We start from the raw sequence: 14239 nt of genomic DNA on the forward strand, positions 1-14239 counted from the left end.
ACCTCCGGCCGGCGGGTAGCCTTGACGGGTGACCGACGCGAATTCCTCCTATGCCGCCGCCGGTGTCGACACCCGGGCGGGCGACCTGGCCGTCGAACTCATGAAGGAGGCCGTCGCCGCGACCCACGGACCCGGCGTCCTCGGCGGCGTCGGCGGCTTCGCCGGCCTGTTCGACCTCTCGTTCGCGAAGGACTACGAACGGCCGCTGCTCGCCACCTCGACCGACGGCGTCGGCACGAAGATCGCGATCGCGCAGGCCCTCGACCGGCACGACACGATCGGCCAGGACCTCGTCGGCATGGTCGTCGACGACATCGTCGTGGTGGGCGCCAAGCCCCTCTTCATGACCGACTACATCGCCTGCGGCAAGGTCGTGCCCGAGCGCATCGCGGCGATCGTCACGGGCATCGCGCGCGCCTGCGCCGAGACGGGCACCGCGCTCGTCGGCGGCGAGACGGCCGAGCACCCCGGCCTCATGGGCGTCGACGACTACGACGTGGCCGGCGCCGCGGTCGGCGTCGTCGAGGCCGACCGCCTGCTCGGCGCCGAGCGCGTGCGCGACGGCGACGTGGTCATCGCGATCGCCTCGAGCGGCCTGCACTCCAACGGCTTCTCGCTCGTCCGCAGTATCATTCGTCGGGCCAAGATCGGCTACGCCGATCGGTCCGATGAGCTGGGCACCACGTGGGGCGAGGCGCTGCTCGAGCCGACGCGGCTCTACACCGGCCCGCTCGTGCAGCTCCTCGAGGACGAGCGGCTCGGGGCATCCGTGCACTCGCTCTCGCACGTCACCGGCGGCGGCATCGCGGCGAACCTCGCGCGCGTGCTGCCGCGCGGCTCATGGGTCGAGCTCGACCGGTCGACGTGGTCGCCCGCACCGGTCTTCCGCGTGCTGAACGACCTCGCGGGCACCACGCTCGAATCGACCGAGGGCACCTGGAACCTCGGCATCGGCTTCTTCGCGGTCGTGGCGGCGGATGCCGCGTCCGACGTCGTGGCCGCGCTCGGCGCGCTCGGCCTCCCGGCGTGGCCCGCCGGGACCGTCACGATCGGCGATCGCGACCTCGACGGATTCGAGCAGGGCGCCAAGGGCGTCGACGGCGGCGCCGTGCGGCTCGTGGGCGCGTACGCGGACTGACCCGATGCGCGCGGCGGTCTCGATCGGCATCACCGGGCGCACGGATGCCGCGACGGTCCGCACCCTCGCGGCCCTCGTCGAGCGGCTGGGGTTCCACGCCCTGTGGATCAACGACATCCCCGGCGGCGATTCGCTCGCCGGACTCCGCGTCGCGGCGGACGCGACCACGACGCTCGGCCTGGCGACCGGCGTGATCCCGCTCGATCGTCGCCCGGTCGACGCGCTCGACCTCGCCGGACTCCCGGCCGACCGCACGGTGCTCGGCATCGGGTCGGGTGGGGCGCGGCATCCGCTCGCCCTCGTGCGCGACGGCATCGCGGCACTGCGACGGGCGACGGATGCCGCGGTCGTCGTCGGCGCGCTCGGGCCGCGCATGCGGCGGCTCGCCGCCGAGGAGGCCGACGGCGTGCTCCTCAACTGGCTCACGCCCGACGTGGCGGCGGAGGCGACCGCCGAGCTGCGGCGAGACGCGGGCGCGCGGACGGCGCGCAGCATCCTGTACGTGCGCACCATCGCCGACGAGGCGGCGCGGCCGGCGCTCGAGGCGGAGGCCCGGCGCTACGAGACGGTGCCGTCGTACGCCGCGAACTTCGAGCGGGCGGGGATCCGCGCGATCGACGCGACGGTCGACGACGCGGCTCGCCTCGGCGCGTTCGACGTCGTCGACGAGGTCGTGCTGCGCGCGATCACGCCCACCGGGACGCTCGCCGAGCTCGAGCGGTTCGCCGAGACGACGGCGCGCTGGCGCGACGCCGTGGCGTGACGGGTCGACACGGCCCGTCAGTGCACGAACAGCCCGCGGAAGACGCCTCAGGAGACGAGTCGCCGACTCAGCGGCGGGAGGTGATCCGCAGGGATGCTGCGACGTCGCTCGCGCTCAGGCGCGTTGCTCGTCGCCCGTGACGTAGGTGTCGTCGTCGTCGGCGTACTCCGACCATTTCGACATCTCGTCATCGTGCTCGTCATGGTGCGAGTTGGTGAGCTCGCGCTCAAGCGCCGAATAGTCGGTGTTCGGGCTGAAGTACTTCAGCTCCCGAGCGACCTTGGTGTGCTTGGCTTTCTGACGGCCGCGCCCCATGCGTGACCCCCTTACGACGTCTGGCCGGGTGGGATGGTCGTCACCCGGCGCTCTCTGATAGATGAAATTCGTCCGACTGCCAGTTTAGCACCGCGGATCGGGCTCGGTCGGCGGTGGTGCACAACGTCGTGACCGCCCCCCGGGACGGGGGATCGACGTGCACGAGCACACAGGATCACGTGCTGAGATGGTCTCCGTGATGTCGGACCCTGAACGCGTGAAGGTCGTGGTGATCGGCGCCGGGCAGGCCGGCCTCTCCGTCGCCTACTACCTGCGTCGGTTCGAGCTCGTCGCCGACGAGGACTTCGTCATGCTCGACCGTGCGCCGGGGCCCGGCGGGGCATGGCAGCATCGCTGGTCGTCCCTTCGACTCGGCACCGCGCACCGCGTGAACGACCTGCCCGGCATGGCCGAGCTGGGCCTGAGCTTCGACACGGCCGACCGCACGCTGCCCGCCAAGGAGGTCGTCGCCGACTACTACGGCCGGTTCGAGCAGCACTTCGACCTGCGTGTGCGTCGGCCGATGAACGTGCGCTCGGTGGTCAACGACGGCGCGGACCTGCTCGTCAGCTACGAAGACCTGTCGCCCCAGCCGATCGAGGAGCTGAGGACGCGGGGCTTCTTCGGGCGCCGACGCCGCACGTACGAGGAGGCCGGGACGCCGCGCCACGGGATCGTCACTCAGTTCCTCGTGAACGCGACCGGCACCTGGGGCGCGCCGTTCGTGCCGTACTACCCCGGCATGTCCGACTTCACGGGGAGGCACGTGCACACGTCCGACTTCGTCGACGCCGAGGACTTCCGCGACCGGCACGTGGTCGTGGTCGGGGGCGGCACCTCGGCCATCGGCTTCATGCTCGAGCTCGAGGAGGTCGCGGCCGGGCTCACCTGGGTCTCACGACGGCCGATCGACTGGCTCGACCGCCAGGAGCTCGACCTCGAGGGGGCGTCCGCCGCGGTCGCCCGGCAGGACGAGGCCGCGCGATCGGGCCGCGCACTGCCCTCGGTCGTGAGCGGCACGGGCGTGCCGAAGAGCCGCCGCATCGCCGCGGGCATCGACCGCGGCCTGCTCGTCGCCCGACCGATGTTCCACCGCATCGAACCCGACCGCGTCGTGTGGGACGGCGCTGCCGGCGGCATGGCCCGCGCCGACGCGATCATCTGGGCGACGGGCTTCCGCCCCGAGCTGCGCCACCTCGCGGCGCTGCGACTGCGCGAGAAGGCCGGCGGCGTCACGGTCGGACAGGGCGCGTCGTGGAACGACCCGCGCATCTTCCTCGCGGGCTACGGGCCGCAGGCGTCGACGATCGGCGCGAACCGCGCGGGCCGCATGATCGCGCGCCAGATCATGGCGATGCTCTAGTCGCCCTCGCGGGCCCGCCGGCCGAACGTGCCGGCCGTCAGCGTCTCGTACGACGAGCGCACGACCCGCTCGAGCACCTCGAGATCGACCTGCTCGAGGTCCTTGACGTAGAGGCATCCGACGCCCGTGGTGTGCGGGCCGAGTTGATCGAGCTCGCCGGCGTGCGAGGCGATGCCGTCGTTGAGGTAGATCGTGGTCGAGGGCTTGCGCGGTGCGAACCCGGCGCCGGGTGCGTCGCCCTGGCGGCCGCTCTCGTAGTGGTAGTGGTAGGTGCCGAACCCGATGATGCCCGAGTAGGCGATCCGCGCGGGCTGTCCGGTCGCGCGCGACATGAGCTCGACGAGCGTCTCGGCGTCGCGGCGCCGCACCGGGTTCTGTACGGACTCGATGAGCGCTCGGACCTCGGGGTCGACGTCGGCCATGCGGGGAGTCTACCGGCGGCCCGCCCCGGTCGGCTTCTCGTTCGCGGGCGCGCGGCGGGGGACGGGACGCACGGGCTCGCCGCGACGGTCCTGGCCGGGCAGCGGGCGCGAGCGGCGTCCGTAGATCAGGTCCGAGGAGTCGAGCAGCCACGGCACGAGCGCGACCGTCACGCCGTGCACGAGCATGAGCTTCTGGCGGATGCGGCGGGCCTTGTGGTTGTGCAGCAGGTTCTCCCACCAGTGGCCCACGATGTACTGCGGCATGTAGACCGTGATCACCTCGGAGCCGTGCTCCGCGCGGTGCTGCTTGATGTACTGGATGAGCGGGTAGCTCAGGTCGCGGTACGGCGAGGACAGGATGCGCAGCTTCACGTGGATGTTCTGCTTCACCCAGTCCTTCTTGAGCTGCTTGGTCTGCGCCTCGTCGAGCGACACGTGCACGGCCTCGAGCGAGTCGTGGCGGGCCGCGATGGCGTAGTCGAGCGCCTTCAGCGTGGGCTTCTGCATGCGGCCGACGAGCACGATCGCATGGTCGCCCTCGGCGCCGAAGGTCGTGGTCGGGTCGGGCTCGATCTCCCGCTCGACGTCGCGGTAGTAGCGATGCACGCCGAGCATGAGGAAGAACAGGATCGGCATCATCACGAAGACGATCCACGCGCCGTGCGTGAACTTCGTGACCGTGACGACGATCAGCACCACCGCGGTCATGGCCGCGCCGATCGCATTGATCACGAGCGCGCGCATGATCGCGCCCTGCGAGAGCGGCTGGGCGCCGTCGTCGTCGCGCCCCGCTGGCCGCTTCGGCGCACCCTTCGCGGGGTGACGTCGACGCGACAGCTCCCGCAGCCAATGCCGCACCATGCCGGTCTGCCCGATCGTGAACGACACGAACACGCCGATGATGTAGAGCTGGATGAGCACCGTCAGGTTCGCCTGGAAGATCACGAGGATCGCGATCGCCACGAGCGCGAGGATGATCACGCCGTTCGAGTAGATCAGGCGGTCGCCGCGCGTCGAAAGCGACTTCGGCGCGTAGCCGTCGCGCGCCAGTACCGACCCGAGCAGCGGGAATCCGTTGAACGCCGTGTTCGCCGCGAGCAGCAGCACGAGCGCCGTCGCCGCCTGGATCACGTAGAACGGGAACGAGTCGCCGCCGAACGTCGCCGCCGCGACCTGTGCCATGAGGCTCGGCTGCGGCTCGGTGGCGCACTCCGCCCAGCCGATGAGGTGGCACGGGTCCTCGGCGTAGTGCACGTTCGAGATGAGCGCCATCGCCGTGAGGCCCGAGAAGAGGATGATCGCGATGCCGCCCATCGCGACGAGGGTCGCCTGCGCGTTGCGGATCTTGGGGAGGCGGAACGCGGGCACGCCGTTCGAGATCGCCTCGACGCCGGTGAGCGCGGAGCATCCGCTCGCGAAGGAGCGCAACAGCAGCAGGATGATCGCGGCCTGCGTGAGCGACTCCCCCTGTACGTCGTACGCGGCGGACTCGGCCACGGGCGGGTCGCCGAGCGCGGTGCGCGTGAGGCCCACGACGATCATGATGAAGACGCTGCCGATGAACAGGTAGGTCGGGATCGCGAACGCCTTCGACGACTCGCTGACGCCCCGCAGGTTCACGGCCGCGAGGATGATGACGAACACGATCGCGAGCTCGACGCGGAACGGATTCAGCTCGGGGATCGCCGAGATGATGTTGTCGACGCCCGAGGCGACCGACACGACGACCGTCATGACGTAGTCGACGAGCAGGGCGGATGCCACGACGAGGCCGGCCTTCTCGCCGAGGTTGCGGTGCGCGACCTCGTAGTCGCCGCCGCCCGACGGGTACGCGCGGATGAGCTGGCGGTAGCTCGCCACGACGGTGACGAGCAGCACGACGACCGCGAGCGCGACCCACGGGGTGAACGACAGGAACGCGAGCCCGCCGACGAGCAGGATCATCACGAGCTCCTGCGGCGCGTACGCCACGGAGGAGAGCGGGTCGCTCGCGAAGATCGGGAGCGCGAAGCGCTTCGGGAGCAGCTGCCCCTCGAGATGCTCCGTGGGCAGCGGTTCGCCGATGATCCAGTGCTTCGCCGACTTCAACTCGGCGGGCGCCGACTTGGATTCGGCCGACCTGGGTTCAGTCGACCTGGGTTCAGCGGGGGAGTCCGCCTCGTTCATCACGGCGGTCGACACTACACCCGCGGCGGCGCAAGTCAAGTCGGCGTTTCAGCGGGGTCGGGTTCAATGTTTCAGCGCGTGATCAGGTACATGCCCGCCGCCGCCGCGAGCCCCAGAGACAGGGTCACGACGACGTTGAGGATCGCCGCGCGCCAGCGCCCGCCGTCGAGCAGCTCCACGGTCTCGACCGTCCAGGTGCTGAACGTCGTGAGGCCGCCGCAGAACCCCGTGACCAGGATGAGCCGCAGGTCGCCGTCGAGCGCCGCGCGCTCGGCCAGTCCGATGAGGGCGCCCGCCACGCCCGAGCCGACGACGTTGACGATGAGGATGCCGCCGGGCAGGTGCCCCGGGCGCACGGGGAGCGCGCGCGACAGCGCGTACCGCAGCAGGGCGCCGCCGGCCCCGGCCAGGAGTACGGCGATCACGACGACCGGGGTCAGGCCGCCCGTCACAGGGTCTCTCCGGCATCCGTGATCTCGGTCGGCATCGGGCGGTGCGCGATGAGCGAGCCGATGCGCAGGCCCGCCGCCGCGAGGGCGAGGCCGCCGACGACGGACACGAGGAGGTAGAGCGCCGCGAGCCACGCCTCGCCCGCCCCGGTGAGCACGATGAGCGAGGCCATGACGGCCGACAGCGTCGTGAACGAGCCGATCACGCCCGACCCGAGGCCGGCCTTGAACCAGACCGGGGTGGTCGGCCGCGTCCACAGGCCGCCGACGAGCCAGCCGAGCACGAACGCGCCGACGAGGTTCACGAGGAGCGTCTCGACGGGGAAGTCGCCGTCGCCGTGGGGGAACGCCAGGTCGCATGCGAGCCGCAGGCCGGTGCCGATGAGGCCGCCGACGGCGACGGCGAGGTAGGCGAGCACCCCTGAAGGCTACGCCCGCGCGGGGGCGAGCTCGACGACCCAGTCGTTCAGGCGGTGCACGTTGCCGGGCGTGAGCTCGACGTCGGCCTCGCGAACGAGCGTGAAGCCCGCCTTGCGGCACACGGCGTTGGACGCGGGGTTGTCGACTCGCGGATAGGCGTGCACCGGCAGCGTGTCTCCGTTGGCGCGCGCCCACTCGAGCATGGCGATGACCGCCGCGGGTGCGATGCCCTGTCCGCGGTAGGCCGCCTCGACCGACCAGCCGGCCTCGAGCACCCGCTCGCCGTCCTCCTCGCGGTCCCAGTATCCGACGATGCCGACGCCCTCGGGGTGGTCGGGGGTCGCGATGCGGAACTGGTGCGCGGTGCCCTCGCGCTGCAGCCGGAGGTAGCGCTCGTGCCGCGCGAGCACCTGCTCGTCGTTCTCGGGCCCGCCGAGCTGGTCCATGAGCTCGTGCGTGTTGGCCCGGCGCAGCAGGTCGAGGTCGTCGGGCGACCAGGGATGGAGCGTGACATCCGTCATGCGACCATCACAGCACCGGCCCCCGACACGGCGCGAGGCCGTGCGGGGGCGGCGTCAGCGCTCGACGAGCGATGCGAGCACGTCGGCGCGCACCTGGGCGAGCCGGGCCTTGAGCAGCCCCACCGAGTCGGCGGTCACCGCGCCGCGGTGGGCGTGCGTGCGCAGGTCGGTGCGCAGCTGCTGCCGGAACTCGTTGAGCACCAGATCGGCCTCGTGCACGGCGCGGCTGGTGTCGGTGCCGTAGCCCGGCACGTTCGACGCGGCGCTCGCCGAGGTGCTCGTCGCGGCACGCTTCGCCTCGCGGGCGGCGCTCGCGAGCTCGGCGCGCAGCGAGCGCATCGCGTCGTTCACCTCGGCGCGCACGCCGTCGGCGAGGCGTCGCACGGAGTCGGTGAGGTCGTCCTCGATGGCGTCGAGGTCGTTGCGGCGGGAGTCGACCTCGGCGCGCCCGGCGGCCGTGATCTCGTAGACGGTCTTGCGGCCGTCGGCGGTCTTCGTGACGAGCCCCTCCTCCTCGAGCTTCGCGAGGCGCGGGTAGATCGTGCCGGCGCTGGGGCTGTAGGTGCCGCCGAACCGGTCGGAGAGCGCCTGGATGAGCTCGTAGCCGTGACGGGGCTGCTCCTCGAGCAGCGCGAGCAGGTAGAGGCGCAGGTTGCCGTGGGCGAAGACCGGCGGGGTCATGCCGACGCCTCGCCGTCGCCCGCGCCCGTGCCGGCCGCGGCGCTCGCCGCACCCGCCGTCGCCGACGCCTCGCGACGCATGATCGAGATGCTGCCCGACACGCTGTTCGCGCCGAGGTCGAGCCACTTGCCGGCGAGCTCGCCGACGGTGCGCTCGAAGCCCTTGCCGAGCATGCCCTTCACGGTCATGTCGTCGAGGAGCACCGTGCCGCCGACGGTGTTGATGCGGTAGCGCGCCCCCGAGCCGGGCTCGAAGCGCACCGTGAGGTCGCCCGACACCGTGTTGCTGTCGATGCGGCTCGGCGTGCTGAACGCGTCGACGATCATGTTGCCCGCGACCGTGTCGGCGTTGAACGAGACGATGTCGCCGGTCGCGACCACGTCGCCCGAGACCGTGTGCGCGGTGATGCGGCCCGTGTGGTTGCCGGCCGAGAGCTCGCCCGACACGCTCGAGAGCTCGATGTCGCCCTCGTGGCTGTCGACGACCACGTCGCCCGAGACGGTGCTGAACCGGGCGTCGCCCGCGAAGCCCGACACGAGCGCGTCGCCCGAGACCACGCCGAGCTTCAGCGCGACGCTGCGCGGCGCGAGGATCGAGACCTCGGCCTTGGCGCTCCCCACGAAGCCCTTGAACGCCTCGAGGAAGTTGTCCCACCGCAGTTGCGGGTGGTCGATCTCGAGGGAGTCGCCGTCGATCGAGACCATGAGGTCCTTGCCGGTGACGCCCGAGACCTCGATGCGCGCACCGGGCTCGTCGTGGGCGATCACGTCGACCTTGCCGCCGATCAGGCTCACCTTGAGCTTGCGGACGAGTTCGAGGTCGATGACCCGGGAGTCGCCGGGTGCGATGACCCACTTCTCGATGGCCATGGTATGTCTCCTTCTTTCGCGATATATCGCGTTTGTGATGAGATCACGATATATCGCGTTTGGCGCGAATGCAAGCGATCGGATGCTGCACCGCTTGACATTGACGCAGCGTCAACGTTTAGCGTGAACGGCATGGACACGGGAACGAGGGTCGCCGACTGGTCGATCCAGGAGATCGCGAAGGTCGCCGGGACGACGAGCCGCACGCTGCGGCACTACGACGACATCGGGCTGCTGCCGCCGACGCGCATCGGCGGCAACGGCTACCGCTACTACGACGACGACGCGCTCGTGCGGCTGCAGCGCATCATGCTGCTGCGCGACCTCGGGCTCGGGCTCCCCGCGATCGCGGAGGTGCTCGATCGCGAGGCCGACGCCGAGCACGCCCTGCGCCGCCACCTCGAGTGGCTGCGCGAGGAACAGGACCGGCTGGCGCGGCAGATCGCGTCGGTCGAACGCACCATCGGAGCTCTGGAGGGAGGTGAACGACTCATGGCAGAGCAGATGTTCGACGGCTTCGACCACACGCAGTACAAGGACGAGGTCGAGGAGCGCTGGGGCGAGGACGCGTACGCGAGGAGCGACGCGTGGTGGCGCTCGATGAGCGCTGACGACAAGGCCGCATGGCAGCAGCGCGCGGCGCAGCTCGGCAGCGACTGGATCGCGGCGCACGAGCGGGGCGTCGACCCCGCCGGCGACGAGGCGCAGGCCCTCGCCCAGCGCCACTTCGACTGGCTCCGCGGCATTCCCGGCACGCCCGGCGGCGGCGCGGAGGGTCCCTCGAAGGAGTACTTCCTCGGACTCGCCGAGATGTACGTGGCGGACCCGCGCTTCGGCGCGAACTACGGCGGCCAGGCCGGCGCCGAGTTCGTGCGCGACGCGATGACGGCGTACGCGGAGCGCAACCTCTAGGTCGGTCGTCGAGTAGCGCCGCGCGGAGCGCGACGCGTATCGAGACGCAACATGATCGGTCTCGATACGCGTCCGCCTGCGGCCGGCGCTACTCGACCACCGGGTTGGTGCGGCCGGAATTACTCGACCACCGGAACGGCGCCCGTCCGCGTGCGGACCCGCGTCCGCCGCGCCGGCACGCGATCCGCCGGCATCCGGCCCGAGCCCCGGATCGCGAAGAGCGGGATCGTGTACCCGCACAGCGGGCCGATGAGCAGCGCGAAGGCGAGCGTCCCGATGCCGACGTTGCCGCCGAGCAGCCAGCCCGCGGCGAGCACGATCACCTCGATGCCCGTGCGCACGATCCAGATCTTCCAGCCGGTCACCCGGTGCAGGCCCGTCATCAGGCCGTCGCGCGGGCCGGGACCGAAGTGCGCGCCGATGTAGAGGCCGGTCGCGATGGCGAGCACCACGATGCCCGCGGGCAGCAGGAGCGCACGCACCCACAGGTCGAGCCCCGGCGGGATGAGCCAGAGGCCGAGGTCGGCGAACGGGCCGACGAGGAGCGCGTTCATGACCGTGCCGAAGCCGGGCTTCTGCCGGATGGGGATCCAGAGCAGCAGCACGACGCCGCTCGTGATGATCGTGATGAGGCCGAAGTTGAGGCCGGTCTGCTTCGCGATGCCCTGCGTCAGCACGTCCCACGGGGCGACGCCGAGCTCGCCGCGCACGATGAGCGCGATGCCGATGCCGTAGAGGAACAGCCCGACGAAGAGCTGTACGAATCGGCGGACGAGCACGGGCGCGGGATCGGTCGGTCGGCGAAGCATGTCCCAATCCAATTCCATGATTGGCCTTCTCGTATAGAGCCAATTCGCGTAAAGTGGCCTTATGGCCGACCTCGCGCTGACCGCGCGTTCCCTCGAGCTCCTCCTCGGCGACTGGCGTGGACCCGGCAGTGCCTACGAGGCGCTCGCCGAGCGCATCCGCCTGCTCATCGTCGACGGGCGCATCGCCGTGGACACCCGCCTGCCCGCCGAGCGCGACCTCGCCGAGCGGCTCGGGCTGAGCCGCACGACCGTGACCGCGGCCTACCGGCACCTGCGCGAACAGGGCAACCTGCACAGCGTGCGCGGCTCGGGCAGTGTCGCCCGCCTCACCGGGGCGCCCGCCATCCTCCCCGCGCCGCCCGAGGCCGAGTACATCGACTTCTCCAAGGCCGCGCCGCCCGCGCTGCCGTGGCTGCCCGAGATCGCCCGGCAGGCCGTCGAGGACCTCCCAGCGCACCTCCTCGACGCCGGCTTCGACCCGATCGGCACGCCCGCGCTGCGGCAGGCGATCGCCGATCGCTACACCGCACGCGGCCTGCCGACGACGCCCGACCAGATCATGGTCACGATCGGCGCGCAGCACGCCATCGCGCTGCTGTCCCGGGCGCTCATCGGCCGCGGCGACCGCGCGGTCACCGAGGTGCCGATCTACCCGCACGCCTACGAGGCGCTCCGGGCAGCGGGCGCCCGGCTCGTTCCCGTGCCCGTCTCGCCGCACGACGTCGACGACGACGTCGACGTCCGCGAAGAGACCATGGGCCTCGTGCAGGCGATCCGGCACTCGAATCCGGTCATGGCCTACGTGATCCCCGACTTCCAGAACCCGACGGGCCGCACGATGAGCCGAGCCTCGCGGGCGCGTGTGCTCGACGCTGCCGCCCGCCAGGGCACGGTCGTCGTCGCCGACGAGACCACCGCCGAGCTGTCGATCGACCGGCCCGGCCACTTCCCGCCCATGGCCGCCGACGGGCCGGCCGTGCTCATCGGCTCGGTCGGCAAGACCGTCTGGGGCGGGCTGCGCGTCGGCTGGATCCGCGCCGAGCGTCCGCTCATCCGTCGCCTGCTCGCGGTGCGCTCGCCCGGCGACCTCGGCACGCCCATCCTCGAGCAGCTCATCGTCACGCGGCTCATGCCGCGCATGGACGAGATCCTCGAACTGCGGCGCGAGCAGCTGCGCGCCGGCCGCGACCGCCTCGAGGAGCTCGTCGCCCGCCACCTGCCCGAGTGGGAGGTGCCGCACGTCGACGGCGGCATCGTCACCTGGGTCGGCCTGGGCGCCCCGGTGAGCTCGCAGCTCGCCCTGGCCGCCCGGCGCGAGGGCCTCATCGTCGCGGCCGGGCCGCGGTTCGGCATCGACGGCGCGTTCGAGCGCTTCCTGCGCCTGCCCGTCTGCTACTCCCCCGAGACGACGGATGCCGCGGTGCAGGCGCTCGCCCGCGCCTGGCGCTCGCTCGGGCACGTGCCGGTCGGCGAGCCCGAGCCCGAGCTCCTCGCGTCGGTCGTCTGACGACCGCCGGCGCCGCCGAGAGCTCACCGATCGACTCCGAGTCGAGCACTTCCGAGCCGAATGTCCCTCGGGGCCTGAGATGGTGCGGGGCGGCGGGCGGGTGTCTCCGCCGCCCCGCACCTGGCCGCGTTCCAGATCGCGGCCGGGGCCGCGCGCGTCGGGTCGCTGCGCGGCCTGGGAGGGGTGGGGCCCGGCGCTGGGGGCGGTGCACCGGACTCCACCCGGTCAACGTCGCATCGGGGACCTCCCGCTGCGGAGCTCGGGGGCCCCGTGCTCGACGGCGGCGTGGCGGAGGACGCGGGGGCGGCGCATCACGTGACGTGCATCGGCGGTCGATCGCGGCATGACCCGGTCCTCCTGACTGGCTGGTGGGGATTTCGCTCCCGCGCAGGGAGCATGCCCGTCTGCGCCTGCATCAGGGCAGGCGGAGCGGACCCCGATCAGTCAGGGGTGGTGTCGGTGCCGAACACCGGCGACGACGGCAGTTCGTCGTCGACCGAGCCGAGCACCAGCGACGCGAGCGCGTCGAGGCCGAACGCGGCGAGCATCGCGTCCGAGGTTCCGGATGCCCCGGCCGAGCCGGCACCTGCACCGGATCCACCGGTCCCGGCGCCGCCGCCCGCCGCGGGCGAACCCGACGCGGCCGGGCCGCTCGGCGTGCCGTCGGCGGGCAGGATCGCGCCCGCAGGGTCGTGGGGAACGTTCGCGTCGGCGGAGGCGCCGGGGTCGCCGACCGCCCAGGCGATCGGCCCGCTGACGTCCTCGTCGGCCGTCGCTGCGAAGGCCGTCGTCGCGGCCGTCGTCGGCGTCGCGGCCGCCGTCGGCGTCGCGGTCGTGGTCGGCGTCACGTCCGTCGTCGACGTCGCGGCCGTCTCGACGAGGCCGGGTGGCACGTCGCCCGTCGTCACCGGGTGGACCGGCAGGGGGTCGACCGCGGGCGCCGCGGGCACGTGCGCGACTGTGGGAGGGTCGGCGGGCTTCTGCGCGTGTCCGGGCGGTTCGACCGGCTGCGACGCCGTCGTGTCCTGGGGAGTCGCCGTGCTCGTCGGGGCGGGAGCGCCGTGCGAGGCCGGCGGGGTGCGGTCGGCGGGCTTGCCCGTCGATGCCGGCTGGGCACCGGGTTGGGGCGCCGTCCCGTCCATGGGCACCGAACTGCTCGGCGATGGCGGGGCTGCGTGATCGGCCGGCTTGTCGGCGAGACCGGGCGGGGCGGTCGTGTCGGGTCGGGCCGGCGGAGTCGCCTTCCCCGCGGCCGGGGTGTCGACTGGTGGGGCGACGGCTCGCCCCTCCGAACCCCGCGGCGTCGGGGACGTGTCGGCGGCGGTGGCGGCGTGCTCCCCGGCGACCGGGATCGCCTCCTGCCCGGGTTTCGCGGGCAGCGCATGGCCCGCGTCGGGCGGCCCTGACGGGGCGGTCGCGGCAGCGGCCGACGGCGACTCGGGCGCGGCCGGACCGACGATCGACTGTTGCGCCGGGAGCGGTGCCGCGGGCGCGGGCGGTTCGACCGCGGGCGAAGGCGGTTCGGGCGCTGGCTGTTCGGGCGAGGGCGGTTCGACCTCGGGCGCGGGCGTGGGCGGTTCGGTCGCGGGCGCTTCGACCTCGGGCGCGGGCGCTTCGACCTCGGGCGTGGCCGCGGTCGCGGCATCCGTCGCGGCATCGGGCGGAGCCTCCTCGGCCGATGCCGCATACGCGGAGGAGAACAGGCTGAACGCGAGCCAGATCGCAGCGGCGATGACCCCCAGCAGGGCGAGGCGGAGCCACGGCATCGGCCGCGCGGCATCCGCTGTGGTCATCATGCTCACCCCCCGTTGCACTTCGACGGTACTCCCGGTGGGCGAGCGTGGTCCAGCGTCGGACGGGCGGGATTCCCAGCATCCCGTGACATTCCCGCGATCATGCCCCTG

15 protein-coding genes are annotated in these 14239 nt (G+C 72.3%); 5 read left to right on the forward strand and 10 right to left on the reverse strand.

What is annotated here, in order from left to right; genetic code table 11:
- Window positions 1-28 precede the first annotated feature (28 nt).
- Both purM and FYC51_RS09655 read left to right on the forward strand, forming a co-directional pair.
- Complete coding sequence (purM, locus tag FYC51_RS09650) at window positions 29-1138, forward strand: phosphoribosylformylglycinamidine cyclo-ligase (protein ID WP_148733344.1); 1110 nt, start codon at window positions 29-31, stop codon at window positions 1136-1138.
- A gap of 4 nt (window positions 1139-1142) precedes the next feature.
- A complete protein-coding gene (locus FYC51_RS09655) occupies window positions 1143-1901 on the forward strand; it encodes an LLM class flavin-dependent oxidoreductase (protein ID WP_148733345.1) in 759 nt (252 codons plus the stop codon).
- Between the two features lie 114 nt (window positions 1902-2015).
- On the opposite strand, the gene FYC51_RS09660 is transcribed toward FYC51_RS09655, so the two are convergent.
- Window positions 2016-2216 carry a DUF3073 domain-containing protein gene (locus FYC51_RS09660; RefSeq protein WP_148733346.1) on the reverse strand — a complete coding sequence of 67 codons (201 nt, stop codon included), beginning with the start codon at window positions 2214-2216 and terminating at the stop codon, window positions 2016-2018.
- Between the two features lie 199 nt (window positions 2217-2415).
- Between FYC51_RS09660 and FYC51_RS09665 the strand changes: the two genes are divergently transcribed.
- Complete coding sequence (locus FYC51_RS09665; protein WP_148733347.1) at window positions 2416-3579, forward strand: NAD(P)-binding domain-containing protein; 1164 nt, start codon at window positions 2416-2418, stop codon at window positions 3577-3579.
- On the opposite strand, the gene FYC51_RS09670 is transcribed toward FYC51_RS09665, so the two are convergent.
- From FYC51_RS09670 to FYC51_RS09700, 7 genes are all read right to left on the reverse strand, one after another.
- Window positions 3576-4001: a DUF1801 domain-containing protein gene (locus FYC51_RS09670; protein ID WP_148733348.1), complete on the reverse strand. Its 426-nt coding sequence runs from the start codon at window positions 3999-4001 to the stop codon at window positions 3576-3578. The genes FYC51_RS09665 and FYC51_RS09670 overlap by 4 nt on opposite strands.
- Before the next feature lie 9 nt (window positions 4002-4010).
- The gene (locus tag FYC51_RS09675; protein WP_238476365.1) at window positions 4011-6068 is read right to left on the reverse strand and encodes an APC family permease; all 2058 of its coding nucleotides are present in this window, start codon (window positions 6066-6068) and stop codon (window positions 4011-4013) included.
- A 170-nt stretch (window positions 6069-6238) separates the two neighbouring features.
- The gene (crcB, locus tag FYC51_RS09680; RefSeq protein WP_238476286.1) at window positions 6239-6619 is read right to left on the reverse strand and encodes a fluoride efflux transporter CrcB; all 381 of its coding nucleotides are present in this window, start codon (window positions 6617-6619) and stop codon (window positions 6239-6241) included.
- Window positions 6616-7035: a fluoride efflux transporter FluC gene (locus FYC51_RS09685; RefSeq protein ID WP_148733349.1), complete on the reverse strand. Its 420-nt coding sequence runs from the start codon at window positions 7033-7035 to the stop codon at window positions 6616-6618. Before FYC51_RS09685 ends, crcB begins: the two co-directional genes overlap by 4 nt.
- 9 nt (window positions 7036-7044) lie before the next feature.
- Window positions 7045-7557, reverse strand: a complete 513-nt coding sequence (locus FYC51_RS09690; protein WP_148733350.1) for a GNAT family N-acetyltransferase — start codon at window positions 7555-7557, stop codon at window positions 7045-7047.
- Between the two features lie 54 nt (window positions 7558-7611).
- Window positions 7612-8238: a PadR family transcriptional regulator gene (locus FYC51_RS09695; RefSeq protein ID WP_148733351.1), complete on the reverse strand. Its 627-nt coding sequence runs from the start codon at window positions 8236-8238 to the stop codon at window positions 7612-7614.
- A complete protein-coding gene (locus FYC51_RS09700; protein ID WP_148733352.1) occupies window positions 8235-9107 on the reverse strand; it encodes a DUF4097 family beta strand repeat-containing protein in 873 nt (290 codons plus the stop codon). The genes FYC51_RS09695 and FYC51_RS09700 overlap by 4 nt, the downstream gene beginning before the upstream one ends.
- Before the next feature lie 132 nt (window positions 9108-9239).
- On the opposite strand from FYC51_RS09700, the gene FYC51_RS09705 reads away from it, so the two are divergent.
- A complete protein-coding gene (locus FYC51_RS09705) occupies window positions 9240-10019 on the forward strand; it encodes a MerR family transcriptional regulator (RefSeq protein WP_148733353.1) in 780 nt (259 codons plus the stop codon).
- Between the two features lie 119 nt (window positions 10020-10138).
- On the opposite strand, the gene yczE is transcribed toward FYC51_RS09705, so the two are convergent.
- Window positions 10139-10828 (reverse strand): membrane protein YczE, encoded by a 690-nt coding sequence (yczE, locus tag FYC51_RS09710; RefSeq protein ID WP_148734231.1) that lies wholly within the window; start codon window positions 10826-10828, stop codon window positions 10139-10141.
- Window positions 10829-10889: 61 nt separating this feature from the next.
- Between yczE and yczR the strand changes: the two genes are divergently transcribed.
- Window positions 10890-12335, forward strand: a complete 1446-nt coding sequence (yczR, locus tag FYC51_RS09715) for a MocR-like transcription factor YczR (protein WP_148733354.1) — start codon at window positions 10890-10892, stop codon at window positions 12333-12335.
- Window positions 12336-12775: 440 nt separating this feature from the next.
- Here the strand turns inward: yczR and FYC51_RS19220 are convergent, their stop codons facing one another.
- A complete protein-coding gene (locus FYC51_RS19220; RefSeq protein ID WP_187432566.1) occupies window positions 12776-14131 on the reverse strand; it encodes a hypothetical protein in 1356 nt (451 codons plus the stop codon).
- Window positions 14132-14239 lie beyond the last annotated feature (108 nt).

The organism is Agromyces mariniharenae (genome assembly GCF_008122505.1).
GTDB classification, from domain to species: domain Bacteria; phylum Actinomycetota; class Actinomycetes; order Actinomycetales; family Microbacteriaceae; genus Agromyces; species Agromyces mariniharenae.

Bases quoted from the DNA above. Each gene is read 5' to 3' on its own strand.
- FYC51_RS09665 (WP_148733347.1), top strand. From the start codon at position 2,416: ATGTCGGACCCTGAACGCGTGAAGGTCGTGGTGATCGGCGCCGGGCAG.
- FYC51_RS19220 (WP_187432566.1), bottom strand. From the start codon at position 14,131: ATGATGACCACAGCGGATGCCGCGCGGCCGATGCCGTGGCTCCGCCTC.
- FYC51_RS09695 (WP_148733351.1), bottom strand. From the start codon at position 8,238: ATGACCCCGCCGGTCTTCGCCCACGGCAACCTGCGCCTCTACCTGCTC.
- FYC51_RS09705 (WP_148733353.1), top strand. From the start codon at position 9,240: ATGGACACGGGAACGAGGGTCGCCGACTGGTCGATCCAGGAGATCGCG.
- FYC51_RS09690 (WP_148733350.1), bottom strand. From the start codon at position 7,557: ATGACGGATGTCACGCTCCATCCCTGGTCGCCCGACGACCTCGACCTG.
- yczR (WP_148733354.1), top strand. From the start codon at position 10,890: ATGGCCGACCTCGCGCTGACCGCGCGTTCCCTCGAGCTCCTCCTCGGC.
- yczE (WP_148734231.1), bottom strand. From the start codon at position 10,828: ATGCTTCGCCGACCGACCGATCCCGCGCCCGTGCTCGTCCGCCGATTC.
- FYC51_RS09660 (WP_148733346.1), bottom strand. From the start codon at position 2,216: ATGGGGCGCGGCCGTCAGAAAGCCAAGCACACCAAGGTCGCTCGGGAG.
- FYC51_RS09700 (WP_148733352.1), bottom strand. From the start codon at position 9,107: ATGGCCATCGAGAAGTGGGTCATCGCACCCGGCGACTCCCGGGTCATC.
- FYC51_RS09655 (WP_148733345.1), top strand. From the start codon at position 1,143: ATGCGCGCGGCGGTCTCGATCGGCATCACCGGGCGCACGGATGCCGCG.
- FYC51_RS09670 (WP_148733348.1), bottom strand. From the start codon at position 4,001: ATGGCCGACGTCGACCCCGAGGTCCGAGCGCTCATCGAGTCCGTACAG.